Raw genomic sequence first — 25,390 nt, forward strand, 5'->3', positions numbered from 1 at the left:
CTATTTCTTTCAGGGCACAGACGGGCGGATCATTTTCGCCATTCCCTACGAGCAGGATTTCACCCTGATCGGCACCACAGATGCCGAACATGACGACCCCGCGCGCATGCCCCGCTGCACTGATGAGGAACGCGACTATCTGTGCAGCTTCGCCAGCCAGTATTTCAAGCGCAGCGTTTCTGTACAGGATGTGGTCTGGTCCTATTCGGGCGTGCGCCCGCTTTATGATGACGGCGCAAGCTCTGCCACAGCGGCCACGCGCGATTATACGTTGAAAATAGACCAGAGTGCGGGCGCGCCGGTGCTGCATATTTTCGGGGGCAAGATCACAACCTACCGGCGGCTTGCCGAACAGGCTTTGGACAAGATCGGCACCATCCTGCCGCTGGATAAAGGCGCGTGGACCGCAGGTGTGGCGCTGCCGGGCGGCGATTTTGCGCATGACGGGGTGGGCGCGCTGGTGGCGGGCTTGCAGCGCGATTACCCGTTTCTGGGCGATTTCTGGGCGCGCAGGCTGGTGCGCGCCTATGGCACCGACGCCCGCGCCATTCTGGGCACGGCGCGCGACGCGGCCAGTCTGGGCAAGGATTTCGGTGCCACCTTGACCGAGGCCGAAGTCATATGGCTGATGACGCGCGAATATGCCTATAACGCACAAGATGTGCTGTGGCGCCGCTCGAAACTGGGGTTGCGACTGGACACCGCACAAGCCGCCGCATTGGAGGAATGGATGGCGACGCAAAGGGTGCAGGCTGCGCGCGCTGCCGATTAACGCGTCACACGGGGCGCGCAGTTGCCGTGTTGCAGGTTGGGGGCGGCAAAGGGGCCTGTGACATTCTGCGGTTTTCAGGGGCAAGGGATTTGCACTAAATCTGACATATGGTCACAAGGGAACGGGACTTGAAGTTGTCCTGCACGACAAGGGAGATAGGGGAATGTCGTATATACTCGCGCTTGATCAAGGCACGACATCCAGCAGGGGGATTGTGTTCGATCCTGCGATGAAGATTGCCGCCATTGCGCAAGAAGAATTTCCACAGCATTACCCCGCATCGGGCTGGGTCGAGCATGACCCCTCGGACCTGTGGGCGACCACCGCCGCAACCGCACGCGCCGCGATCGAGAAGGCGGGATTGCACGCCACCGATATTGCCGCGATCGGGATCACCAACCAGCGCGAGACGACACTTGTCTGGGACCGCAAGACCGGCAAGCCGATCCATAATGCCATTGTCTGGCAAGACCGCCGCACCGCCGATTTCTGCGCCACCCTGCGCGAGAATGGCCACGAGCCGATGATAACCGCGCGCACAGGGCTGTTGGCAGACCCCTATTTCTCGGCCACCAAGCTGAAATATATCCTCGATACAGTAGAGGGCGCGCGGGCGCGGGCGCGCAAGGGCGAGTTGGTGTTCGGCACAGTCGATACATGGCTGATCTGGAACCTGACCGGCGGGCGCGTTCATGCCACCGATGCCACCAATGCCGCGCGCACAATGCTGTATGACATCCATAAGGGCCGATGGAGCCAGACCATCTGCGACCTGTTCGATATTCCGTTGCAGATGTTGCCCGAAGTGCGCGATTGCGCCGATGATTTCGGGGTCACGCGTGCCGATCTGTTCGGGCGGGAAATTCCCATTCTGGGCGTGGCGGGCGACCAGCAGGCCGCCACGATCGGGCAGGCCTGTTTCACCCCCGGCATGTTGAAATCCACCTATGGCACCGGCTGTTTTGCCGTGCTGAACACAGGCGAGACGCCAGTTACCTCAACCAACAAGCTGTTGACGACGATTGCCTACCAGCTGGACGGAAAACCAACCTATGCGCTGGAGGGGTCGATCTTTATTGCGGGCGCTGTGGTGCAATGGCTGCGCGACGGGCTGAAAGTCATCCGCGCCGCCCCCGAGACGCAGGGACTGGCCGAACAGGCCGACCCGTCGCAAGACCTGATCCTTGTGCCTGCTTTCGTGGGGCTTGGTGCGCCCTATTGGAAGCCCGAAGCCCGCGGCGCGGTGTTTGGCCTGACCCGCAACACAGGCCCTGCCGAATTTGCGCGCGCGGCACTGGAATCGGTGGGCTATCAGACCCGCGACTTGCTGGAAGCGATGCAAGCCGACTGGGCGCGCGAGGGGGCGCAGCCCACTTTGCGTGTCGATGGCGGAATGGCGGCGAATGACTACGCCATGCAGTTTTTGTCCGATATTATCGGCGCGCCGGTGGACCGCCCGCAAGTGCTGGAAACCACAGCGCTGGGTGCGGCATGGCTGGCGGGCCAGCGCGCAGGCGTCTGGCCGGGCATGGAGGATTTCGCCAAAGGCTGGGCGGTAGAGCGACAATTCACAGCCACAATGGATGATGCGCACCGTCTGGCGCGCGTGGCGCGCTGGCGGCGTGCCATCACTGCGGTGCTGGAGGTGTGAGCATGGCACCTTTTGGGTTCGCCACGGCGGGCACGATCCGTTTCGGGCGCGGTGTTCTGGCGGAAGCCGCACCTTTTGCGCAGGCGCGCGCGCGCAAGGTGTTGCTTGTGCGCAGCCGCTCGGTCGTGGCGGCATCGGTGCTGGCCCAAAGCCTGCGCGGCGCGGCCGATGTGCTAGAGCTGACAGTGACAGGCGAGCCGGACTTGCCCGGGATTGTGGCCGATCTGGCCTCAGCGCGCGATTTCAGGCCCGAGATGGTCATCGCCATTGGCGGTGGCGCGGTGATTGACCATGGCAAAGCGCTTGCCGCTTTGCTGCGTGCGGCGCATGGGCCGATGCATTATCTGGAAGTGGTCGGTCAGGGGCACCCGCTGGAGGCCGCGCCCCTGCCTTTGGTGGCTATTCCCACAACAGCGGGCACAGGGGCCGAAGTGACCCGAAATGCCGTGATCCAAATTCCAGAGGCGCGCCGCAAGGTCAGTCTGCGCGACCCGCGCCTATACCCGACACTTGCATTGATCGATCCCGATGTGTGCCTGTCCTGCCCCAAATCGGTGACGCTTGCCTCTGGCCTTGATGCGATCACGCAGGTGATCGAGCCGTTCATCTGCGCGCGCGCCAATCCGGTGACGGATGCCCTGTGCCGCGACGCGATCCCGCGCGGGCTGTCTGCGCTGCGCAGGCTGGTTGCGCATGGCGACACGCTGGCATGGGATGACATGGCGCTGACCAGCCTGTTTGGCGGGATTGCGCTGGCCAATGCAGGGCTTGGCGCTGTGCATGGTTTTGCAGGCGTCATTGGCGGGCGGACAGGGGCGGCGCATGGGGCCGTTTGCGGGGCCTTGCTGGTGCCTGTGCTTGAAGCCAATCTGCACGCCGCGCCCAAAGACAGCGTGACCGCGCAGCGCATCGGGTGGGTGATGGGCCAGATCGCCGCAGAATTCGGCAGTGTTGCGCAGTTCCGCAGCTGGTGCCGTGATAACGGCTTGCCGCGCCTTGCAGAGCTTGGCGTCTTGTCAGGCGATCACGCATTTCTTGCACAGGAAGCGCGGCTGTCCTCGTCCTATAAGGCCAATCCGGTTGATCTGGGCGCAAGGCAGCTTCAGGACATACTGGCCACTGCCTGACGTTTGCGGTGATCAGATGTGGCAGGCGGGGGCTTACACCCGCATATGCGCCGCACTGGCTGTGCCGCAGCAGGCAAACCCCACCCAAGCCGCAGGCTGCCTGCGGGCCTGAAAGGCTGCGCTATGTTCCCAGCTTGGCCGCGTGCCTATCCGCGCCCGATATAGGGCATCTTGGTTGCCATGATGGTCATGAATTGCACATTGGCCTCTAGGGGCAGGTCAGCCATATGCAGCACGGCATCGGCAACAAGGGTCACATCCATGACGGGTTCTGCGCGCATGCTGCCATCTGCCTGCGGAACACCCTTCGATATGGTGTCGGTCATGTCGGATGCCGCATTGCCAATGTCGATTTGTCCGCATGCGATGTCATGCTTGCGCCCGTCCAGCGACAAGCTGCGCGTCAGTCCGGTTATGGCTGTTTTGGTGGTTGTGTAAGGCACCGACCCCACACGCGGCGCATGCGCGGAAATAGAGCCGTTATTGATGATGCGACCGCCTTTGGGCTGTTGGGCGCGCATCATGGCGAAAGCCCCGCGCGCAACCAGAAATGCCCCGTCCAGATTGACCGAGGCGACACGCCGCCAGTCTTCCCAAGAGATATCGGCGATTTCGGTTGCGGGCATGCCAATGCCTGCATTGTTGAACACCACGTCCAGACGTCCGAACCTGTCGTCAATGGCGGCGAATAATGCCGCGACCTGATCGGGGTTGGCCACATCACACGGGTGGACCATTGCGCGCTCGGGCGCGTGCTGTGCGACAGTTTCCAGCGCGTCGCGCCCGCGTGCGGCCAGGATCACATGATGCCCTGCTTCCAGAAACGCAGTGGCACAGGCGCGGCCAATCCCTTGGCTGGCGCCGGTTATTAGCACGATTTTTGGCGTTGGCATGGTCTGTCTCCTGTTCAGGCGGGGCGGGCGGGCAACTCTCCGCTGGGGTGTGGCATGTGATCGGCCGCGAGAATGGACTGGATAACATGCCCCCGAGCATGCCAAACACCGGCTGCGACGCGGCTTTAGTGGCACAACGAATACCGGTGTCAAGCGCTACGGCACATGGGTTTTTGCTTGGGGCGGGGCGCTCGTGTTCCGCCCCTGACATAGGGTGCCTACATGCGTGACAAAAGTCCGTTTTGCGGGACTTTTCAGCCGTTCGCGCGGAGTCGAGGCGCGTAGCGCCGCCGCGCATCGCCGGGCCGTCCCCCGGCACGGCGATTTGGCTTGGCTACGCGCAAAGCCCTGATCTTACGCGGATTTGGCTGGCATAAAGTTATCCAGCATAGATCGGGGATCGCCGCACCACGGCCCGACGCTGCGCGGCTAGTCTCATCCCTCCAAAGCCATCAAAGCTGTCATTTCATTTCTTGTGTCAGGTGGCGAACACCAAAGCGCTTGCTTTGGACGCGGATCAGGCATGCCCCGTCACGCGGTCTTGTTGCGCGAGATCAGAACCGGAATGAATATCCCAAGCACCATCAGGCGAAACACATGATGCGCGGCCACGAATGCTGGTTCCAGCCCTGTTTCTACAGCGAGTGCGGCCATTATCTCTACCCCGCCGGGGGCGAAAGCCAGCAGCACCGCCGCCGGAGGTAACCCGATAACTCTTGACGCAAGAACAGCGCCCATTGCGGCAAATGCACAGGCGACCAGCGTGATCACAATGCCGGCGGCAAGTGCACTGGCAAGGTGTTTGCGGTCAAACCCGCGAAAGCGCGTGCCAATCAAAGACCCCATGCCAATAAACGCAATCACTGTCAGCCATGCCGGAACTGTGCCGGGTGTATAATTCGCGCCCTGACCAAGCGCCGACACAGCCATAGCCGCGATCAGCAGCGGCGCTGGCACAGACAGCCGTTTGAGCAGCAGACCCACGCCAACCGCCACCAGAAATGTCAGCGCAAGCGCAACAGGCGACATGGCGCCAGTATCGGCAAGCTGGGCTGTGCCTGTCACACCCCAAAGCGAGATCAGCACCGGCACCAACAAAGTCAGCAGCAAAACACGCACTGTCTGGACCAGTGCGACGCTGCGAACATCAGCGGCCACTGCGGTGGACATGCTAAGCACATAGCTCAGATGCCCCGGCGTGGCACAAAGTGCGGCGGTCATCCGGTCATAGCCAAAGCCGCGCATCAACAGTTTTTGCGCAACAAGCACCGTCAGAACCAAAGTCACCATCAGCATGAACAGCGACACGGGCCATGCCAGCGCTGTTTCTACAACCTCGGGGGTGACGGTGCTGCCGATTGCAATGCCGATGGTCAGAAACACGCCATCGCGCAGGCTTGCAGGTATTGCCGTACGGATGCCAAGGATCGTGGCCAGTGAAACGGCGGCGGCCGGGCCGGTCAGAACCGCTGCCGGAAACCCGATCAGCCAGAACAGCGCCGCGCCCGCGCAGCCAATCAGCAGCGTTGGCAGCGCTTCTTTCCATTCCGTATCAATCCGCATCATCATTCCAGCAAGAAAACCGTGCCACAGGGGATCACTCCTATGGAGCATCGCGCCTATGTGGGCAAGGTCAACCGCTTTCATGACTGCCGCCTGAATTTGCGCGCACCAATTTTCCTGCGCGGGTGCACAGGCCAGACAGCGCAATCAGCGATCATGCGACTTCGCTTGTCCGTATACCTGAAATTGCCTGCACCAGCGAATCTTCGGTCACCTGCTCGGCGGTGAATTCGCGCATGATCTGCCCGCTATACATTGCCACGATCCGGTCAGAAACACGCAGCACCTCGGGCATTTCGGAACTGATGACGATCACGGCATAGCCCTGTGCTGCAAGGGCGCGCAGCAGCATGTGTATCTCGGATTTTGACCCAACATCGATGCCGCGTGTGGGTTCATCCACGATCAGCACGCGCGGGTGCATTGACAGCCATTTGCCGATTACGATTTTCTGCTGGTTGCCCCCAGACAGCACCCGCGTTGTCTGGCGCCAACTGGGTGTTTTGATTTCCAGCTTGTCGCGGTATTTGTCAAAGATCGCAATTTCAGCGCCCGACGACACGAAGGGGCCTGTGGTCAGGTTTTGCACCTGCGGCAGGGTCATGTTGTCGCGGCAGTTCATCGACAGCACAAGCCCTTGTTCCTTGCGGTTTTCGGGCACCAGCGAGATGCCCAGCTTGATCGCATCGGCGGGCGCGTTGATTTGCACAGGCGATCCGTCTACCAGAATTTCGCCGCTATCGGGGCTACGCAACCCGAACAGGGTTTCAGCAATTTCGGTGCGGCCTGCACCAACCAGCCCGTAAAAGCCCACCACTTCGCCTGCCCGAACTGAAAAGCTGATTTTCTTGAACAAGGGCGCGCAGCTTAGATCGCGGACTTCCAGAACAACCTCGCCCAAGCTGTGTTCGGCGGTGTCGCGTGACAGGTCCAGACTGCGCCCGATCATCAGGCGCGTGACCTCATCCTCATCGGTGTCGGCGGTGGTCAGGGTGCCGCGATAGGCCCCGTCGCGCAGCACGGTAATCCGGTCGGACAGGGTGAAAATCTCATCCATCCGGTGCGAGATATAGACAATCCCCACACCGCGCGCTTTCAGGTCGTTTATGATCTCGAACAACACCACTTTTTCCGCGTCTGTCAGTGACGCGGTGGGTTCATCAAACACCACCACGCGCGCATCGACTGTCAGGGCGCGCGCAATTTCCACCATTTGCTGGTTGGCGATGGACAGGTTTGCCACTGTCACCTCGCCGCGGAAGTTGCAATTCAACCGCTTGAGGATCGCGTTCGAGCGTTCAAACAAGGTGGTCCAATCTACCCGCCCGAAGCGCTTTAGCGGCAATTCGCCCAGATAGATATTTTCGGCGGCAGACATTTCCGGCACAAGGCTAAGCTCCTGATGGATCAGCACCACGCCTTGGGCCTTGGCCTCGATCGGGGTGGTCATGCGCACGGGCTTGCCCGCGATGATGATCTGCCCCTCATCGGGTTGGTGCATGCCTGCAAGCACTTTCATCAAGGTGGATTTGCCCGCGCCATTCTCGCCCAGAAGGGCGTGAACCTCGCCCGGCATCACCTCGAAATCCACCCCGTCCAGCGCACGCACGCCGGGAAATGTCTTGACAATGCCCTTCAGGCGCAGGGCCGGTTCCTGTTGGTCACTCATAGGCGCAGCCCCCCATTGGCAGTGCGGTTGAAACGTTTGTCCAGAAACAGAACGGCGATCAGGATGCTGCCAAGGATGACATAGACATAGAAGGCCGGCACCTGCATCAGGTTCATGCCATTGCGCAAAATGCCAATGGCCAGAACGCCGCCCAGCGTGCCGATAATGTCGCCCTTGCCGCCTGTCAGCTTTGTGCCGCCCAGCACGACAGCGGTGATAACCCACAATTCATAATCGCGGCCCAGATTGGGCGTGGCGGCCCCCATCTGCGTGGATAAAAGCACACCGGACAGGGCGGCCAGAAACCCGATGATCATGAAATTGACCATCATATGCGGCCCCACACGAATGCCTGCATTGACTGCAGCCTCGCGGTTGCCACCCACCGCATAGGTGTTTCGCCCATGCACTGTGCGCGACAGGACAAGATGCACGATCAGGGTGCAGGCCAGAAAGATCAGCGCCAGAACCGGAAACGGGCCGACAGATAAGGCGCTGAAATCCGAATAGGCGAAGTTCATCGCATAAAACGAGGATTCGCCCGTATACACGAACACCAACCCGCGAATGCCCAGCATCGCCCCAAGCGTGACGATGAAGGCATCGACCCCCGTTTTCCAGACGATAAAACCGTTGATCGCGCCCATCAGAATTCCAACCAGCAGCGCAAGGCTGACGGCAGGCAGTATTTGCCAGTTGCCCCAAGTGGCGAACATGGCCCAGCTTTGCACATCGACCGCGAAGGCGGCGGCAAGCGCCAGTGTGGCCCCCACCGACAGGTCAATATTGCCATTGATCATGACAAGCGTCATGCCCAAAGCGATCAACCCGATGGTCGAGGTTTGCACAAGAATGTTCTGGAAGTTGCGATAGTCGAAGAAATGCTCTGACATCAGACTGAAGAAGATGAAAACCAGCAGCACAAAGCCCCAGATCGGGTTGCGCATTAACCAGCGCAGAGGTGTGATATCTGTCAGGTTCGACATGGTGTGCCTCATGCTATGGGTGAAAACAGGCGGCCGCGCTTGGCTGCGACATCCAGCCAGACCGCCACGATGATGACCACCCAAGTGACCAGCCATTGCGTGTAATAGGGCTGGCCCATCAGGATCAGGCCATTCTGGATAAAGGCCAGCATCAGAACGCCCAACACGGTTTTCAGGATACTGCCTGCCCCCCCCAACAGCGATGTGCCCCCAAGGATGACGGCCGCCAGCACCTGCAATTCATAGCCCTGGCCCACATTGTTCTGCGACCCCATCACGCGGCTGCCCAGAATGATTGCCGCCACTGCAACGCAGAGCGCCGAGATCAGATAGGTGGTGAACACCACGCGCGAGCGCGGAATGCCCGAGAAGACAGACGCAGTCGGATTGCCGCCCACAGCATAGACCTTGCGGCCAAAGGGCATGGTCGACATGATGACGTGAAAGATAATCGCCATCAGCCCGAAGATCAGTATTGGTGCGGCAATGCCCAAAACCGAACCGCGTCCGAAAATGGCGAACCATGTGCCGCGCTGGTCGACAATATCGACATTCTGCCCGCCGCTATAGATCAGCACCAGCCCCTGAATGGCCGACAGCATGCCCAGCGTCACAATCAGGGAATTAAGCCGCAGAATACCAATGAGAAATCCGTTGATCGCGCCCAGACACAGCGTGGCCAGCACCATGATGGGAATGGCCAGCTCTGGCCCGATCTTGTCATGCAGATCGACCACAAGCACAGTCGCAAAGGACAGCATGGACCCAACAGACAGGTCCAGATTGCCGCCGATCACAACAATCGTGACCCCCACCGCCATAACCCCGATGATCGCGGATTGACGAAAGACCGACATGATGTTGTCGGCGGTCAGAAACCTGTCGGACATAAGCGAGAATACGATCATGAACAGAATAAAGGCCACAAGGATGCCTTGCTTGGCAATCGCAGGCCCACCGGCCTTGAGGCGGTTCAATAACATCAGAGTCCTCCCGTAAAGCGGCGTGCTACGCGCTCTCCCCAGCGCGGGCGTATCGCTGCATTCGCAGCGATAACCGGGGCAGAGGCAAACACGCCCGCCCCGGTTCATTCATGTGACTGCCTTAGAATACAGGGCGGTCAAACTCTTCCATATTGTCCTGAGTGATTTTGGGTGTGTCAAAATAGTTCAGCTTTGGCACATCCTCGCCCGCCAGCACATCGAGGGCGGTTTGCAATGCCGCTTTGGCGTCATCAACAGGCGATTGATAGACCGAACCCCAATATTCGCCGCGCCCCATCGCATCATAGCCCACTGCGAAATTTGTGGCCCCGATAAACACCATGCCTTCGGCACGGTTCGCAGCGATTGCGGCATTCAGTGCGCCCACACCCATATTGTCATCGCCGGAATACACCCCGTCAATCTGGTCAAACCGTGTCAGGAATGTTTCCATCGTGCGCTGCGCGCGCTCGCGGTTCCAGTCGCCGGGCTGAATGTCCAGCTGGGTCACACCGGGGCACATTTCGGCCAGCCGCTCGTCAAAGCCCTGCTGGCGTTCAATCGCGGTGGTATAGCCCGGCATGCCGGTGATCTGCACGATCTGGCCTTCACCCTCCAGGGCATCACACATCATCTCGGCCGAATAGATGCCCTGCTGGATATTGTTCGGGCCAGAGAAGGCGGCGATAAATTCCATGCCTGCCTCGGCAATGTTCGAATTGGTTACGATGACCGGAATTTCGGCGCGGTGGGCATTGCGCACAGCGGGAACCACTGCCTGCCCATCGGTGGGCCAGATGATGATTGCATCAACATTTTGCTGGATCAGATCCTGCATCTGGCTGATCTGGCGTGCAACATCACCGCCCGCATCCAGCACGATCACCTCTACATCGGGGTTGGCATCGGCTGCGGCGATGAACGCGCGCTCATAGGTTGTCTGATAGCTGTCGATACCGACATTGTTTTGGGTAATTCCAATACGAACAGTATCGGCTGACGCCGCGCTGGCCAGGGCAAGAGTGCCGCAGCTGGCAAGCAAAATGCGCATTTTATTGGTCATGGTCTTCCTCCCATAGGTGAAATATCGCCGCGCGCCCCGATGAAATATCGCACCAACAAGGCAGGTTCGCGGTTGGTCTATGCTGTCCGCACGCCCCCCAACACAACACAGCAAACATGTTCAAAATGACCTTATTTATAGTCAAAATGAACATTTACGCGCTATGATCACACCGTCAAACTGAACAAAGTGAAAGTATTGCAGATGAGCATACACCGCAACGCGACCAATCGCAGTACACAAAACAGAAAGTCCGCAGACGTGAGAATGGGAAATATTCAAAAAGAAAATTTCTCGAAAGCTTCCGGTACAGGCCGGGGGCAGGCGAGGGCAGGGCAGGCCGCATTGCCTGCCGCGCTGGCCTTTGTGGACACATTGAGCGCCGAGATCGATACCGCGCTGGAGATTGCAGAGCCGAACCCTCATCTGAATATGGTCGCCGCACTGCTACAGGCGCATCTTAGCGGCAAGATCATAACTGCGACAATGCTGATTTCAGCTTCGGGCGTGCCCTATGCAACTGCAAGACGCAAATTGCAGCAGTTGCAGGACTGCGGCTTTATCGAACAGCGCGCGCGCACACGTTCGGGGCGGTCGTTCTCGCTGCACCCCACCGAGCGGCTGATGAATAACTGGCTTCAGCTGTCAGACCGTATTTTGCGGCTTTGCGCCGAAACGGGCGGGACAGGGGCGAAAGATGCGCGCGATTACTATTTCGGCGCATCCTATGTGCCTGCCAGCCAAGCCATCGCGCCGCCGCAGGTTTTGCCCGAACCCCTGCAACTGGGCGGCGGTTTGCGTATTCTGGTGCATGGTGATCCGACCTTTATGGTGATGGAGAACCTCAAGCGGCAGTTTGAACAGATCATCGGTACCAATATCAGCCAGCGCGCCTTTTCCATTGACCGGCTGCGCGCGGAAGCCTTGCGCAATGCCGAACGCCGGGTCAGCAAATATGACATCATCGCGGTCGATCTGCCCTGGATCGGTGAGTTTGCCCAAAAAGGGGTTCTCATGCCGCTGGATGAATGTCTGGACACTGACCGACTGGATACGCCGGATTTTCACACCGCAGGCTGGATGGCCGCGCATTGGGGTGGTCGCCCCTACGGGGTGCCCAGCCAGACCACGCCGGAATTGTTATTCTATCGCAAAGACCTGTTTGCCGAAGCGGGGTTGGAGCCGCCAGACACCACCGACAAGCTGATTGCGGCGGCGCGCCATTTCCACGCCCCCCAACAGGGCCGCTACGGGATTGCATGGAATGCCGCACGCGGCACGGCGCTGGGCCATCAGTTTCTGATGACATGCGCGGATTTCGGGCAACCCATCGTCAATCTGGACGCCATCGCAGGCGGGTTTGCCGCTGACACGGCGCACCGCCGCGATATTGCACCCACGATTGACACGCCTCTCGCGCTGGATGCCTGCGAATTCCTGCTCTCGCTGCTGGAATTCTCGCCCCCCGATATTCTGTCCATGTCATGGTATGAGCGCGTGCGCCCCTATGCGGCAGGCAAGATCGCCATGGCTTATGGCTATACGCTGCTGGCCCCGTATTTCGAACGCGACCCCTCGTCGCCCGCCAATGGCAATACCGGCTATCTGCCCCATCCCGCCGGGCCAGAGGGGCAGCCCGTGGCAACAGTTGGCGGCTATGTCATGGGCATTCCGGCAAATATTGCGCCAGAGCGCCGCGCGGCGGCAGCCGAGGCGCTGATCGCCTTCACCTCGCCCGAGGCGCAGAAGCTGTATATCCTGAATGGCAGCCGCACCGCCCCGCGCTACTCCGTAGGGGCAGACCCCGAGGTGCGCCGCATCTCGCCCATATTCGAGGCGGTGGACGCCATGTCCCTGCGCGACGAGCTGCAATACTGGCCGCGCCCGCCCATCCCCCAGATTGCCGAGATCATCGAGATTTGCGGGCAGGAACTTCACGACATGCTGCGCGGCGTACTGACCCCGCGCAACGCATTAAGGCGCGCCCAAGCACGGGCAGAAGACGCCTTGAAATAACCAAAAGCGCTGAGGAGGACGCCATGGACACCACCCGCCTGAAAGGCAAAAACATTCTGATCACCGGGGCCGCGCGCGGCATGGGTGCCTGTAATGCCGAACATTTTGCAGAACTGGGCGCGAATGTCTGCCTTGGCGATCTGGACCTTGATGCCGCGACAGAGATGGCCGAGAAGATCAACGCCAAAGGCAATGGCCGCGCCATTGCCGTGAAAATGGACGTGACCAAGCGCGAAGACAACGCAAACGCAGTCGCCGCCACAGTCGAGGCATTCGGTATGATCAATGTGGGCCTGTTCAATGCGGGCCTGAACAAGCCCCGTTTCTTCATGGATATTGATGAAGACAACTGGGACATGATCATGAATGTCAACACCAAGGCCATGTGGCTGGGCATGCAGGAAACCGCCCGCCAGATGATCAAGCAGGGCAAACAGGATTACCCCTATAAGCTGATCAATGTAGGCTCTATCGCGTCGCGCAAGCCGCTGGTGGATGTCACGGTCTATTGTACCTCGAAATACGGCTGCCTTGCGCTGACGCATTGCGGCGCCATCGGGCTGTCGGAGCATGGCATTACCGTCAACGGCTATGCGCCCGGTGTGGTGGTGACACCGCTATGGGAACAGCTGGACAAGGACTTGGTCGAGATCGGCTTCAAGGACCGCGAGGGCCAGGCCTATGATGATATTGTCCGCGATGCGTTGCAGATCAAGCGCGTCTCTTACCCTGACGATGTGAAAGGCACAGCCGCCTTTCTGTGCAGTTCCGACAGCGACTATATGACGGGTCAGATGATCCATATCGATGGCGGCTGGTGCATCCAGTAACGCGCTGACCTTCCTTCCAGTTCACCTTTAGAAAAATCGGTGCATGCGCACCCGATGGAGTATTCCCATGTCACGAGCCTTGATGCCCAATCTGCTGACCCCGCAAGACCTTGAACCCAACTGGCGCTGGGAAGGGCGGCTGCCCGCCTGGGGCCACACCTCGGTTGATTTTGAACGCCGGATTGACCATGACCGCCTGCGCCGCTACCGGCTGGCGCGCACGCGGCAGGCGTTGCAGGCGTCGAATGCGGGTACGCTGTTGTTGTTCGATGTGAACAATATCCGCTATGTGTCCGCCACCAAAATCGGGGAATGGGAACGCGACAAGATGTGTCGCTTCTGCCTGCTGACGGGCGATGATGCGCCTTATGTCTGGGATTTCGGGTCTGCCGCGATGCACCACAAGAAATTCAGCGATTGGCTGGTGCCCGACCATTGCCGCGCCGGTGTGGTGGGCATGCGCGGCACCATCCCGCCCGAATTCGGGCTGATGCGCCAATATGCCAAGGAAATTGCGGGCCTGATCCGTGATGCGGGCATGGGCGACATGCCGGTGGGTCTGGACTATGCCGAAACCGCCATGTTCCATGCGCTGCAAGAAGAAGGGCTGAATGTGGTCGATGGCCAGCAAATCATGCTGGCCGCGCGCGAGATCAAGAACTGGGATGAAATCCAGCTGCTGACGCAGGCCGCCGCCATGGTCGATGGTGTCTACCATATGATCTATGAAGAGTTGAAACCGGGCATCCGCGAGAATGACATCGTGGCACTGTCGAACAAGATGCTTTACGAGATGGGCTCGGATGATGTGGAAGCGATCAACGCCATCTCGGGCGAGCGGTGCAACCCGCATCCGCATAACTTCACCGACCGTTATTTCCGGCCCGGTGATCAGGCGTTCTTTGACATTTTGCAAAGCTATCAGGGGTACCGGACCTGCTATTACCGGACCTTCAACATTGGCCGCGCGACCCCTGCGCAGAATGATGCCTATGTGAAAGCGCGCGAATGGATTGATGCCTCGATTGCCATGATCAAACCGGGGGTCAGCACTGACAAGGTGGCCGAAGTCTGGCCACGCGCCGAAGAATTCGGCTTTCCGGATGAACAATCGGCCTTTGGCTTGCAATTCGGCCACGGGCTGGGGCTGGCGCTGCATGAGCGCCCCATCATCAGCCGCGCGATCAGTCTGGACCACCCGATGGAGATCAAGACCGGCATGGTCTTTGCGCTGGAAACCTACTGCCCTGCGGCAGACGGCTATTCGGCAGCCCGGATCGAGGAAGAGGTCGTCGTGACCGAGACCGGCTGCGAGGTGATCAGCCTGTTCCCCGCCGAAGAACTGCCGATTGCCAACCGCTATTGAACGCCCCTGCCGGGGCGTGCCTCCGGCGGGAGTATTTTTCGGCAAGAAAATGTTGGGGCAGATGGCCCGGAGAGGATGAGATCATGGCCAAGGCCAAGTCGAATACCGAAGACTACCTGCGGATGTATCGCCAGATGGTGCGCATCCGCACGTTCGAGGATAACGCCAACCAGTTGTATCTGTCGGCCAAGATGCCGGGCCTGACACATATGTATTCGGGCGAGGAAGCGGTGGCGGTGGGCATCTGCGAGGCACTGACCGATGATGACCGCATCACCTCGACCCATCGGGGGCATGGGCATTGCGTGGCCAAGGGGGCGGAGTTCAAACAGATGTTCTGCGAGTTGCTGGGCAAGGCCGAGGGGTATTGCAGGGGCAAGGGCGGGTCCATGCATATTGCCGATCAAAGCCATGGCAATCTGGGGGCGAATGCGATTGTCGGCGGGTCCATGGGGATTGCGACGGGGTCTGCGTTGCGCGCGAAGCTGCAAGGTGCGGATGATGTGACAGTCTGTTTTTTCGGCGACGGGGCGACCGCGCAGGGGCTGATGTATGAGGTGATGAACATGGCCGCGCTCTGGCACCTGCCGGTCATCTATGCCTGCGAGAATAACGGCTATTCGGAATATACCAAGACCGAAGAAATCGCGGCGGGGTCCATTACCGCGCGCGCCGAGGCCTTCGGGATCGAGGCGCATCAGGTGGACGGGCAGGATGTGCTGGCGGTCAATGACCTGACGCGCAAACTGGTGGCGCGGGCGCGCAAGGGCGAAGGGCCGTTCTTTATGGAGTTGATGACCTATCGCTACCATGGCCACCATGTCGGCGACATCAACCGCGAATATTACCGCTCCAAGGATGAAGAGAAGGACTGGCGCGACAACCGCGACCCGATCATCCGGTTCCGCGCGCATCTGGTCAGCGAAGGGATCGCCACGGAAGAAGATCTGGACGCGATGAATGCCGAGGTGGAACGCGACGCGGCCGAGGCTGTCGCCTATGCACTCGACGCGGCCTACCCGGATGCGTCGGAAGTCGACATGCATGTTTTTGCGGCCTGAGGAGGATATAGTATGCGCGAGATCACCCTATCGCAGGCCGTGAACGAGGCCATTGCCGAAGAAATGCGCCGCGACCCGACAGTCTTCCTGATGGGCGAGGATGTGGCCGAGGCAGGCACGCCGTTCAAGGTGCTGTCCGGTCTGGTCGAAGAGTTTGGCACCGAGCGCGTGATCGACACGCCGATTTCCGAGCCGGGCTTTGTCGGGCTGGCGGTGGGCGCCGCGATGACGGGCGCGCGGCCCATTGTGGACCTGATGTTTGGCGATTTCATCTATCTGGTCATGGACCAGCTGTGCAATCAGGCGGCCAAGCAGCATTACATGTCGGGGGGCAAGCTGACAGTGCCGATGGTGTTGCGCACCAATATGGGGGCCACGCGCCGCTCTGCCGCGCAGCACAGCCAAAGCCTGCAGGCGCTGGTGGCGCATATTCCGGGGCTGAAAGTGGCGATGCCGTCTTCGGCCTATGAGGCCAAGGGGCTGATGAAAACCGCCATCCGCGACAATAACCCGGTGGTGATTTTTGAAGACAAGCTGATGTATCAGGATAAGGCACCGGTGCCGGAGGAAGAATATCTGATCCCCTTCGGCGTGGCGAATATAAAGCGCGAGGGGTCTGACATTACCCTGATTGGCACCTCGTCCATGGTGCAGGTGGCGGAAAAAGCCGCCGAGATACTGGCGCTAGAGGGGATCAGCGCCGAGGTGATCGACCCGCGAACGATTGTGCCGCTGGATGAGGCGACACTTCTGGCCAGCGTGAAGAAGACCAGCCGCGCGATTGTCATTGATGAGGGTCACCAAAGCTACGGCGTGACGGCGGAAATCGCCAGCCGGTTGAATGAAAAAGCGTTTTACCATCTGGATGCGCCGGTCTTGCGCATGGGCGCGATGGATGTGCCGGTGCCTTTCTCGCCTGCGCTGGAAGACCTGACCGTTCCCACCCCTGAACAAGTGGCGGCGAACGCACGCAGGCTTTGCGCGGGGGAGTTGATCCATGCCGCATGAGGTGACAATGCCGCAGCTTGGCATGGCACAGGATGCCGGACGCCTGACGCAATGGCTCAAAGCGCCGGGCGATGAGGTGGCCAAGGGCGATGCGCTGTTCGAGGTGGAAACCGACAAGGCCACGATGGAGGTGGAAGCGCAGGCATCGGGTTTCCTGACCCATGTGACGGCAACTGAGGGCGAGGATGTGCCGGTCGGGCAGGCCATCGCGCGCATATCCGACAGTGCGGAAGATGACACGCCTGCCGCAGCCCCCCAACCACAAGCAGATGCCCCGAACACGCTGCCCGAGGGCCGCGAGATCACCATGCCACAACTTGGCATGGCGCAGGATAGCGGTGTGCTGGTCGGCTGGCTGGTGGAACTGGGCGCGCAAGTCGGCGCGGAGGATCTGCTGTTCGAGGTGGAGACCGACAAGGCCACGATGGAAGTTCCCGCAGGCATGGCCGGCTATCTGGCGGCAACTCTGGCGCAGGCCGGGGACGCGGTGCCAGTGGGGCAGGCCGTGGCCGTCATCTCGGCCAGCAAGCCCGCGGCACCTGTCGCGCGCGCGATGGCGGCAGCCGCGCCCGCGCCGAAACGCGAAGCGGAACCCGCGAAAGCCCCTGATCCTGCACCCGCCTCAAAACCGGCACAGGCCGCGCCAACCGTGGCCCAGCAATCGGATGGCCGCATTCTCGCCTCGCCCAAACTGCGCCGCGTGGCGCTGGAGCAGGGGCTGGATCTGGCGCGTCTGGTGCGCGCGGGCCATCCGCAGCCCTACCATATGCGCGATTTGGAGATGTTGCGCAGCCTGAAGGACGCACCCGCCACCGCCGCGCCGGTGGCGGCGCAAGCCATGCGCCTGCACGCCGACTGTGCCGAAGACGGGTTTGCGCATTTCGCGGCATGGGCTGCCGAAGCGCAAGGCCTGACGGATGCAGACGCGCTGCTTGCAGGGCTGGCCGGGGCCAGCATGGGCGGGGCGGCCACAGTTGCGATTGAGCGATTTGGCACAGCGCGTGTCTTCGCCGTGCCTAAGGGCCGCTGCCTGTCTTCTATTGCCGAGAGTGAGGCCGCACCCGATCTGCGCGTGCGCGATTTGCGTGCAACGCCCTTGCGTGCGGTCAGCATGGGGGCCGAAGATCTGCCGGTTCTGACGCTGATGCAGGCAGGCACGGGCCTTACACTCGTGCTGGAATGCAGCCCTGACCAGATCGCCCCTGAAGCCGCAATCGCCCTTCTTTCCGAATTCGCAGGGCGCATGCACGACCCGCTGCGCCACCTGCTCTGACTCTTCGAGGTATCCATGGATTATACCGATCTCTATATCAACGGCGCATGGCACAAAACGCCCGAGCGGTTTGACGTGATCAACCCCGCAACCGAGGAGGTGCTGGCCTCTGTCGCTTCTGCCGGTATTGCCGACGCTGATGCCGCGCTGGATGCCGCCGAGGCCGCGATGGCAGACTGGTCCGCGCGCACGCCGCGCGCGCGCTCGGAAGTGTTGCGCAAAGCATGGGAATTGATGACTGCACGTCTGGACCATTTCGCGCATCTGATTACGCTGGAAAACGGCAAGGCGGGCGCAGATGCACGCGGTGAAGCCACTTATGCTGCCGAATTCTTCCGCTGGTTCGCCGAAGAGGCCGTGCGCGCGGACGGGATGATCACGCAGGCCCCTGCATCGGGCGCGCGGATCATCGTGCAGCACAAGCCTGCGGGGCTGGCTGTGCTGATCACACCGTGGAACTACCCCGCCGCCATGGGCACGCGCAAGATCGCGCCCGCGCTGGCGGCAGGCTGCGGGGTGATAATAAAGCCCGCCTCGGAAACGCCGCTGACCATGCTCGCGCTTATGCCGCTGCTGGAAGAGGCGGGTGTGCCTGCGGGGCTGGTCAATGTGCTGCCCTCACGCCGCACCGGCGCGCTGGTCGATCACATGCTGCATGACCCCCGCGTGCGGGTGGTCAGTTTCACCGGCTCCACCGGCGTGGGGCGCACACTGTTGAAATCCGCCGCCGATCAGGTCTTGAAACCGGCGATGGAACTGGGCGGCAATGCGCCCGTGATCGTGTTTGACGATGCCGATCTGGACGTGGCGATTGAGGGCACGATGCTGGCCAAGATGCGCAATCTGGGCGAGGCCTGCACGGCGGCGAACCGCATCTATGTGCATGAGGCGATCGCGCCCGAATTCACCCGTCGCCTGACGGCGGCCATGCAGGCCTTGAAAGTTGGCGATGGCACCGACCCGAGCGTAGATGTCGGCCCGCTGGTCAATGCTGCCACGCGCGACAAGGTGGCGGAATTCGTGGCCGATGCGCTGGCCAAGGGGGCAAAGCTGGAATGCGGCGGTGTGCTGCCGGAGGGGCGCGGCTATTTCTACCCGCCCACAGTGCTGTCAAACGTGCCCGAGAGTGCCGATTGTGTGCAGGACGAAATCTTCGGCCCTGTGGCGGCACTTCAGACATTCAGCGATCAGGATGACGTCATCACCCGCGCCAACAACACCGAATACGGGCTGGTGGCCTATGTCTTCTCGGGCGATTTCAAGCGCGCGCTGCAGGTCTGCGAGCGGCTGGATTACGGCATGGTGGGTCTGAACCGCGGGCTTGTCAGCGACCCTGCCGCGCCTTTTGGCGGCACCAAGCAATCGGGACTGGGGCGCGAAGGCGGGCATGAGGGGATGTTAGAGTTTATGGAAACGCAATATATCTCGGCCAGTTGGTAAGGGGGCAGACATGTCAGACATCATCGCCAGCCCCAGCACGCGGCGCAAGGCCCTTGAACAGGGGGTTGATCTGGACGCGCGTGCCCGCGAATTGGGGCGCAAGACCATGGGACCGGAAGACCTTGGCACCTCCGCCCCCGCAGCCCCGACGGGCGACACCAGCTATTGGGATGTGGACCATGCCGCTTACGGGCCAGTGACCCATGAGCCGATGAGCCGCTTTGCCCAAGTGGCCGCCGCCAATCTGGGGGCGGCCAATGCGCTGATCCCGCAAGTCACCCATCACGACCGCGCCGATCTTCGCGCGGTTGACGCGCTGCGCCAGCGCCTGAAACCAGAGGCACAGGCGCGCGGGCGAAAGCTGACAACGCTGGTGTTCCAGATTGCAGCGCTGGCGCGCTGCTTGCGCGCCTTCCCGCGCTTCAATGCGTCGCTCTCAGCGGATGGCAAAACCCTGATCCTGAAGGAGTATGTCCATATCGGCATCGCCGTGGATACGCCCCACGGCCTGATGGTGCCTGTCATCCGCGATGCGGACACCAAGGGGCTGTGGGAGATTGCAGCCGATCTGGCCGATCTGGCGGCCCGTGCGGGCGCGCGCAAGATCAAACCCGACGAGATGGGCGGCGCGTCCATGACCATCAGCAATCTGGGCGGTATTGGCGGCACAGCATTTACCCCCATCGTCAACCCGCCCGAACTGGCCATTCTTGGCATTACCCGAACCGAGATTGTCACCGTCTGGGACGGCGACAGCCCGCGCCCTGTGCCTATGGCCCCGCTGGATCTGTCCTACGACCACCGCGCCCTGAACGGTGCAGATGCGGCGCGGTTCATGAGCCATCTGACGCAGCTTCTGGCGGACCCGCGCCGCATGATGGTGTAATGTAACCCCCGCGAAGTGCCGCGTCTGGCAGGTTTGCAGCCAGTCGTGGGGGCAGTTGGGGCAAGTGATTTCGCCCAGACGGTGCGGATTGGCAGGGTGCCATATGCGCACGGTCCGGCAAGCCCGCTCTGGGCTGTGCGGCTGGCCTGTTGCCTGCAAAACCTGCGCTACCTTGCACCCCGACCATTGCGCCTGCGTTGCATGGCGCTAACCTGTCGGCCCAAAGCTGCGCGCGCGATTTTGCGCAGGCTTGGATAGGGGCGGATCATGTCTGCCAGCCATGGCCCCACAGCATAATAGGCGCGGATAAACAAGCGCCCCCTTCTATGCTGCGACAGTTCCAGATCGCGGTACAGGCGCAGAAACACCACATCGGGGTGGTCGGGCGTGCCATAGGCGCAGGTTGCCACGAAACAGCCCCCGCCGGTTCCGGCTGGGCGGGTGTCTTGGTCTTCCTCGTCCCTATCATCCGACCCTGCGTCCTGATGTTGCAGATATTGCTTTGAAAACTGGCCCGGCTTTAGGAACAGGGCAAAGTCAGGCTTTGTGTCGCTGTTGAGCAAGTCCAGGCGTCTGGCCTCTATTGCCGCATCGTCGATTTCAAGGATTTGCTGGATCGAGCGTGGTTCCAGATCAGGATGGGCGTCATCCCATATGTCTTCAAACTCTTCGCGTTCACGCTCTGACATGACAAGGAAGTAATCAATCCGGTCCACTTCGGCCACAGGCGGGCGCGGACGTGCGAGCATCAGATTGTCGGGTTCGCGCAAATTATCAAAGCCGTTTGCATATTCTTCTGCGGTGATCCGCTGAAACCGCATGTCCAGCGCCGCTTGGTCGGTGTCTCGCAACAGGCGCGCGGCCCCTTCGGGGCTAAGGTTTGCCAGCAGGCCCTTGAACACACCTGTATCTACCGACATGGTCAGCGCATTGGGGTTCAACTGATCCAGAAGCGAGGTTTCCGCGTCTGGTGAGAGACCCGACAACAAAACTTCCACGTCTTGCGCAGATGTCGCAGTCAGCAGCGCCTCAAAGGCGTCTTTCGAGAAGGCAGGCGGCGGGGCAGGGGTGTCATCGGGTTCGGGGTCAGGCGGGATATCCCCGCTGGGCGGCGGGGTGTTCAACTGCGCTACCAGATCGGCGACAGGTGAGGTGTCGGAGAAATCCACCAACACGGTTTCCAGATCATCCAAGCGGCTGCCCAAGCCCAGAATCGACGTTTTCTCGCCCGTGTCATGGGTGATGACAATATCGTCCCCGTCTGCCACCGCGCGGTCCAGCACCTCTTCGGGGGTGGTATATGTATTGCGAAAACTTAGCCCGTCGCCGCGCGCGATGTCGAAATCTGCAATAGTGGCACTTCCGGCAGGGTCTATGACAAAGTGGTTTGCACCACTTCCCCCTTCCATCAGGTCGGTGCCGTCACCTGAAACCAGCGTGTCATTCCCTTCGCCCCCCAGCAACGTATTGTCACCTGACCCACCGATCAGCAGGTCGTCGCCCCGCCCGCCGTCAAGCAGATCATTGCCAGCGCCGCCGATAAGCGTGTCATTGCCATCGAAGCCAAATAACTGGTCAGACCCCGCATTGCCGACCAGCAGATCATCAAATGCGCTGCCCATGATGATGTCGTCATAATCTGCCGCAGGGTCTACCACCTGGTCATGCCCTGAAATCCTGACCCCGACATCGCCGGTGGTGAACTCGAATTTCACAATTTCATATGGCGCCAGAGAGACTGACAATCCCCCGGCCCCTGCCATGTCGCTTTCATTGAGGATCTGGATATAGGGGCGCGCATCGCGCGATTCAGGGTCGCCCTCATCGCGGTCGGGGGTTGCGGGGTTGTCCAGAACGCCGAGCTGTTCCGCCCAGACATGGTGGTAGTCGGGGATCAGCCCCGATGGGTCCAGCGTGAAGTCTATATCAATGTCACTGCGCGATGATACAAAGATCACGGCTTTATCGCGGCCCTTATAGGCATGCATGACCAGTTGTTCGGCATCTTCGGGCGCGCGCTCGGCCGGGTCTGTGCCGACCGCGTTGCGCAGTGCTTCATCCGTGTCCAGATCCAGCAGGCGCAAGCCGCGAATGCTGTGTGACATCATGCGATACGTCTCGCCGGCGGGGGTCAGCCAGTATTCATAGCCGCCGGGTTCGTCGTCCCGGATGCGCAACGCCGCAAGCCGTGTTCCAAGGCTGAGATACTGTGTGCCCCAGACTGCCGCGTTATCGACGCCGCGCTCTATCATGACGCGCATCGCTTCCAGCATGCCGGACGCCTGCACAAGCCCCACATCGCCGCCGCTGTTCTGAATATTCCATTCAGAAATAAAATAGGTCAGATCGTCGGATACCCCCTCAAAGCTTTTCCAGTCATCCAGCCGGTCAAAAGTGCCCTCTCGCTGGGTCGCCAAGGCATAGGTCGGGGGGTAGTAATGCGTCGAGACAGAGTCGATAGAGTGCCGCGCGGCAAATGACATCTGCTCGGCGATGCGTTCATTCCCGTCTGGAATGCGTCTTGTTGTGGCCTGCATATTGATCAGGGGGCGTGTCCATGCCTCTGGCCCGCCTTGCTCGGCTTCAAAAATGTCGAACAGGGTATTCATGCCTGTCGCCAGTTCGTTGACCAGCGCGCCATATTCCTCGGGTGACATGCGGTCCCGATACCAGAATTCATTGCCAATCTGGAACAGTGCGATATCCACATCGCCATAGGCCCCGCGAATGATGTTATCGACGCGGTCCAGCAGGGCATACAGGCCAAAGGGGCTTGGGTCGCGCATTTCGTCCGCGCCCAGATTGTCGGACAAGTAGTTTTCGGTCGGGATTGTGAATTTTACCGATATATCATTTTCGCGCGCATATTGGAACATTGCGGGAACCGTCAGCAGCCTGTCGGCACCGCTATCCGACACACCGCTTGGGCGTGTCACGTCGAAAAACCTGTCCACAATTTCAGAGCCGGGGGCGAATGTCTCTTCTGTGACGGTGCCGCCCGGAAAGCGAAGACCGCTCCAGCCGACATCTTGCAACATGCGGTCAAACGGGCTTCCGGGGTCAAGATAGTTGAAAGTAAACAGGGCATTGGCTTCAAACATGCCATCGCCGACAACATTGCCGACATAGGGTGAATCCGTTAAAAAAATTACTTGTCCGGACATCGCAGCCCCCTTTGCAAACCCGATCGGCCAAGGCCCGCTGGACGATGCGTGAACACCCGAAGCATGTTGCAGACTGTGATGTTTAAGACCGGCAAATCATGGTCTTGCCTGCGAAAGAAAATCGCTGCCTGCAAAGGAAATTAAATTGCTCCGATATGGATTTTATCACACGAAAGAGAAAATTTCAACGCGCAGGCAAAGCGTGGGGGGCTGGGTGCAGGCAGGCGCGATGGTCACGCCGCAGCGACCTGATACTTTGGCGCAAACAATTGCTGCCCTGCGGGGCTAACCCGCGTCAAAAAAGATTGCATACGGATGTATATTTTCTTAACTTCAAGTATCAATTCGAGATTACCATGCGCGACACAATCCAAACCCTGCTTGCCGGAGATTTGCCCCGCTGTGCCCTGTGCCAGATCAAATCTATCGGCATATGCGCCAATTCCGGCGAAGAAGAGCTTTCATGGCTGGAAGATGCCAAGCTGTATCGGCGCTATTGTGCGGGCAGCATGATCACATTCGCCGGTGACCGGCTGGATTATGTCGGCTCGATCATGACAGGCATCGCCTCGATCGGGGGCACGCGCGAAGATGGTCGCCGCCAGACCTATGGCGTGCTGATGCCGGGCGACTTTCTGGGCAGGCCCGGCCGCGCAATTTCCTCGTTCGATATTGAAGCGATCACAGATATCGAATTATGCGGCTTTAAACCGGCTGTTTTCGACAATCTGCTAGACAAAGCGCCGCAACTGCATGCGCGCATGCTGGAAATGACACTGGATGAACTGGATGCCGCGCGCGCATGGATGCTGATGCTGGGGCGCAAAACCGCAAGAGAGAAGCTGTGCAGCCTGCTTGTCTATCTGCTTGACCGCCAGATGCGGCTGGATGAGACGCAAACCACCCCGCTGTTGCGGCTGCCGCTGACACGCGAACGCATTGGCGATTTTCTGGCGCTGACACTCGAGACAGTCTCGCGTCAGTTTTCGGCGCTCAAACGTGATGGCATTATTCAGGATCTGGAACGCCATGCCGTATCGATTCCAGACCCAGCACGTTTGCGGCAAGAAGCGGGAACGGACCCCTTCCATGCGCGTTAATCAACTCAGCCGTCTGGAAACAGCCCTGACATGAGAAGCTTTGGGCGGTAAATGACCTGATATGTTGATCCTATACGTATGACTGACCGTATGTTCATCAAAAGACTTGGGAACAACCCACAATGAGGGTGTCTATGGCGCATGCCAACTTCGCTGAAATCTTGCTGGAACGTCAGTTGGAAGCGACGGAATGGATCGAGCGGTCGCCGCCGCCTGATTGCGATTTGACCGAGTTGCAAGATTACCGCAGCCAGTTGAAAGCGATCCAAAAGAGCAAAGTGTGGGATGATGTGTTGCGCTTGAAAACGCCGCGTTTTGCCCGCCGCTGATAAGCTACTGCAAGAGTGCCCCCTGATGTGGCGCGGGTGCGCGGGGTGTATTGTTTCCCAGTCCATGCCCACCAATTGGCAGATGGTGCGCTTTTGTTTCCCGGCTTGCGCGTAGGTAACAGCTTTCATGGGTCTGCTGTGCGGGCCATTTCAGCTGTCCGGGCGCAATCGAGGGCCGCAGGCCCGTCGCGCTGCGCAGGATATCAAGCA

General features: G+C 60.3%; 20 protein-coding genes. 13 read left to right on the forward strand and 7 right to left on the reverse strand.

Annotated features, from left to right (window positions below):
* The 3 genes from BG455_RS06940 to BG455_RS06950 form a co-directional block, all read left to right on the forward strand.
* Positions 1-772 (forward strand): FAD-dependent oxidoreductase (locus BG455_RS06940; RefSeq protein WP_143079886.1); only part of this gene is annotated, 772 nt, incomplete at its 5' end.
* A 163-nt stretch (positions 773-935) separates the two neighbouring features.
* Positions 936-2,423, forward strand: coding sequence for a glycerol kinase GlpK (glpK, locus tag BG455_RS06945; protein WP_071469268.1), 1,488 nt, complete (start codon positions 936-938; stop codon positions 2,421-2,423).
* Positions 2,424-2,425: 2 nt separating this feature from the next.
* Complete coding sequence (locus tag BG455_RS06950) at positions 2,426-3,550, forward strand: iron-containing alcohol dehydrogenase (RefSeq protein ID WP_071469269.1); 1,125 nt, start codon at positions 2,426-2,428, stop codon at positions 3,548-3,550.
* A gap of 146 nt (positions 3,551-3,696) precedes the next feature.
* Here the strand turns inward: BG455_RS06950 and BG455_RS06955 are convergent, their stop codons facing one another.
* The 6 genes from BG455_RS06955 to BG455_RS06980 form a co-directional block, all read right to left on the reverse strand.
* Positions 3,697-4,443 (reverse strand): SDR family oxidoreductase, encoded by a 747-nt coding sequence (locus BG455_RS06955; protein ID WP_071469270.1) that lies wholly within the window; start codon positions 4,441-4,443, stop codon positions 3,697-3,699.
* Between the two features lie 531 nt (positions 4,444-4,974).
* Positions 4,975-6,006, reverse strand: coding sequence for an AbrB family transcriptional regulator (locus BG455_RS06960; protein ID WP_170124780.1), 1,032 nt, complete (start codon positions 6,004-6,006; stop codon positions 4,975-4,977).
* Between the two features lie 154 nt (positions 6,007-6,160).
* On the reverse strand, positions 6,161-7,675 hold the full coding sequence (locus tag BG455_RS06965) for a sugar ABC transporter ATP-binding protein (RefSeq protein ID WP_071469271.1): 1,515 nt from the start codon (positions 7,673-7,675) through the stop codon (positions 6,161-6,163).
* Positions 7,672-8,673, reverse strand: coding sequence for an ABC transporter permease (locus BG455_RS06970; RefSeq protein ID WP_245735492.1), 1,002 nt, complete (start codon positions 8,671-8,673; stop codon positions 7,672-7,674). Before BG455_RS06970 ends, BG455_RS06965 begins: the two co-directional genes overlap by 4 nt.
* Entirely contained in the window at positions 8,670-9,644 is a 975-nt protein-coding gene (locus tag BG455_RS06975; RefSeq protein WP_071469272.1) for an ABC transporter permease, read from the reverse strand. Before BG455_RS06975 ends, BG455_RS06970 begins: the two co-directional genes overlap by 4 nt.
* Positions 9,645-9,765: 121 nt before the next feature.
* On the reverse strand, positions 9,766-10,707 hold the full coding sequence (locus BG455_RS06980) for a sugar ABC transporter substrate-binding protein (protein ID WP_084386180.1): 942 nt from the start codon (positions 10,705-10,707) through the stop codon (positions 9,766-9,768).
* A gap of 267 nt (positions 10,708-10,974) precedes the next feature.
* Between BG455_RS06980 and BG455_RS06985 the strand changes: the two genes are divergently transcribed.
* The 8 genes from BG455_RS06985 to BG455_RS07020 all read left to right on the forward strand — a co-directional run bounded on the left by BG455_RS06985 (position 10,975) and on the right by BG455_RS07020 (position 20,587).
* Entirely contained in the window at positions 10,975-12,723 is a 1,749-nt protein-coding gene (locus BG455_RS06985; protein WP_111361346.1) for an extracellular solute-binding protein, read from the forward strand.
* Positions 12,724-12,746: 23 nt separating this feature from the next.
* Positions 12,747-13,553: an SDR family NAD(P)-dependent oxidoreductase gene (locus BG455_RS06990; protein ID WP_071469274.1), complete on the forward strand. Its 807-nt coding sequence runs from the start codon at positions 12,747-12,749 to the stop codon at positions 13,551-13,553.
* A 67-nt stretch (positions 13,554-13,620) separates the two neighbouring features.
* Positions 13,621-14,919: a M24 family metallopeptidase gene (locus BG455_RS06995; protein ID WP_071469275.1), complete on the forward strand. Its 1,299-nt coding sequence runs from the start codon at positions 13,621-13,623 to the stop codon at positions 14,917-14,919.
* 83 nt (positions 14,920-15,002) lie between these two features.
* Positions 15,003-15,980 (forward strand): thiamine pyrophosphate-dependent dehydrogenase E1 component subunit alpha, encoded by a 978-nt coding sequence (locus BG455_RS07000; protein WP_071469276.1) that lies wholly within the window; start codon positions 15,003-15,005, stop codon positions 15,978-15,980.
* A 12-nt stretch (positions 15,981-15,992) separates the two neighbouring features.
* Complete coding sequence (locus BG455_RS07005) at positions 15,993-16,988, forward strand: alpha-ketoacid dehydrogenase subunit beta (RefSeq protein ID WP_071469277.1); 996 nt, start codon at positions 15,993-15,995, stop codon at positions 16,986-16,988.
* Positions 16,978-18,261, forward strand: coding sequence for a biotin/lipoyl-containing protein (locus BG455_RS07010; RefSeq protein WP_071469278.1), 1,284 nt, complete (start codon positions 16,978-16,980; stop codon positions 18,259-18,261). Before BG455_RS07005 ends, BG455_RS07010 begins: the two co-directional genes overlap by 11 nt.
* Before the next feature lie 15 nt (positions 18,262-18,276).
* Entirely contained in the window at positions 18,277-19,701 is a 1,425-nt protein-coding gene (locus tag BG455_RS07015; RefSeq protein WP_071469279.1) for an NAD-dependent succinate-semialdehyde dehydrogenase, read from the forward strand.
* A 10-nt stretch (positions 19,702-19,711) separates the two neighbouring features.
* On the forward strand, positions 19,712-20,587 hold the full coding sequence (locus tag BG455_RS07020) for a 2-oxo acid dehydrogenase subunit E2 (protein WP_071469280.1): 876 nt from the start codon (positions 19,712-19,714) through the stop codon (positions 20,585-20,587).
* 167 nt (positions 20,588-20,754) lie between these two features.
* On the opposite strand, the gene BG455_RS07025 is transcribed toward BG455_RS07020, so the two are convergent.
* The gene (locus tag BG455_RS07025; RefSeq protein ID WP_071469281.1) at positions 20,755-23,751 is read right to left on the reverse strand and encodes a calcium-binding protein; all 2,997 of its coding nucleotides are present in this window, start codon (positions 23,749-23,751) and stop codon (positions 20,755-20,757) included.
* A gap of 356 nt (positions 23,752-24,107) precedes the next feature.
* Between BG455_RS07025 and BG455_RS07030 the strand changes: the two genes are divergently transcribed.
* Entirely contained in the window at positions 24,108-24,851 is a 744-nt protein-coding gene (locus tag BG455_RS07030) for a Crp/Fnr family transcriptional regulator (protein WP_071469322.1), read from the forward strand.
* A 134-nt stretch (positions 24,852-24,985) separates the two neighbouring features.
* Complete coding sequence (locus tag BG455_RS07035) at positions 24,986-25,180, forward strand: hypothetical protein (protein ID WP_071469282.1); 195 nt, start codon at positions 24,986-24,988, stop codon at positions 25,178-25,180.
* Positions 25,181-25,390 lie beyond the last annotated feature (210 nt).

The organism is Roseinatronobacter thiooxidans, from assembly GCF_001870675.1.
In the GTDB taxonomy this organism is placed as follows: domain Bacteria; phylum Pseudomonadota; class Alphaproteobacteria; order Rhodobacterales; family Rhodobacteraceae; genus Roseinatronobacter; species Roseinatronobacter thiooxidans.

Bases quoted from the DNA above. Each gene is read 5' to 3' on its own strand.
- glpK (WP_071469268.1), top strand. From the start codon at position 936: ATGTCGTATATACTCGCGCTTGATCAAGGCACGACATCCAGCAGGGGG.
- BG455_RS06950 (WP_071469269.1), top strand. From the start codon at position 2,426: ATGGCACCTTTTGGGTTCGCCACGGCGGGCACGATCCGTTTCGGGCGC.
- BG455_RS06955 (WP_071469270.1), bottom strand. From the start codon at position 4,443: ATGCCAACGCCAAAAATCGTGCTAATAACCGGCGCCAGCCAAGGGATT.
- BG455_RS06960 (WP_170124780.1), bottom strand. From the start codon at position 6,006: ATGCGGATTGATACGGAATGGAAAGAAGCGCTGCCAACGCTGCTGATT.
- BG455_RS06965 (WP_071469271.1), bottom strand. From the start codon at position 7,675: ATGAGTGACCAACAGGAACCGGCCCTGCGCCTGAAGGGCATTGTCAAG.
- BG455_RS06970 (WP_245735492.1), bottom strand. From the start codon at position 8,673: ATGAGGCACACCATGTCGAACCTGACAGATATCACACCTCTGCGCTGG.
- BG455_RS06975 (WP_071469272.1), bottom strand. From the start codon at position 9,644: ATGTTATTGAACCGCCTCAAGGCCGGTGGGCCTGCGATTGCCAAGCAA.
- BG455_RS06980 (WP_084386180.1), bottom strand. From the start codon at position 10,707: ATGACCAATAAAATGCGCATTTTGCTTGCCAGCTGCGGCACTCTTGCC.
- BG455_RS06985 (WP_111361346.1), top strand. From the start codon at position 10,975: ATGGGAAATATTCAAAAAGAAAATTTCTCGAAAGCTTCCGGTACAGGC.
- BG455_RS06990 (WP_071469274.1), top strand. From the start codon at position 12,747: ATGGACACCACCCGCCTGAAAGGCAAAAACATTCTGATCACCGGGGCC.
- BG455_RS06995 (WP_071469275.1), top strand. From the start codon at position 13,621: ATGTCACGAGCCTTGATGCCCAATCTGCTGACCCCGCAAGACCTTGAA.
- BG455_RS07000 (WP_071469276.1), top strand. From the start codon at position 15,003: ATGGCCAAGGCCAAGTCGAATACCGAAGACTACCTGCGGATGTATCGC.
- BG455_RS07005 (WP_071469277.1), top strand. From the start codon at position 15,993: ATGCGCGAGATCACCCTATCGCAGGCCGTGAACGAGGCCATTGCCGAA.
- BG455_RS07010 (WP_071469278.1), top strand. From the start codon at position 16,978: ATGCCGCATGAGGTGACAATGCCGCAGCTTGGCATGGCACAGGATGCC.
- BG455_RS07015 (WP_071469279.1), top strand. From the start codon at position 18,277: ATGGATTATACCGATCTCTATATCAACGGCGCATGGCACAAAACGCCC.
- BG455_RS07020 (WP_071469280.1), top strand. From the start codon at position 19,712: ATGTCAGACATCATCGCCAGCCCCAGCACGCGGCGCAAGGCCCTTGAA.
- BG455_RS07025 (WP_071469281.1), bottom strand. From the start codon at position 23,751: ATGTCCGGACAAGTAATTTTTTTAACGGATTCACCCTATGTCGGCAAT.
- BG455_RS07030 (WP_071469322.1), top strand. From the start codon at position 24,108: ATGCGCGACACAATCCAAACCCTGCTTGCCGGAGATTTGCCCCGCTGT.
- BG455_RS07035 (WP_071469282.1), top strand. From the start codon at position 24,986: ATGGCGCATGCCAACTTCGCTGAAATCTTGCTGGAACGTCAGTTGGAA.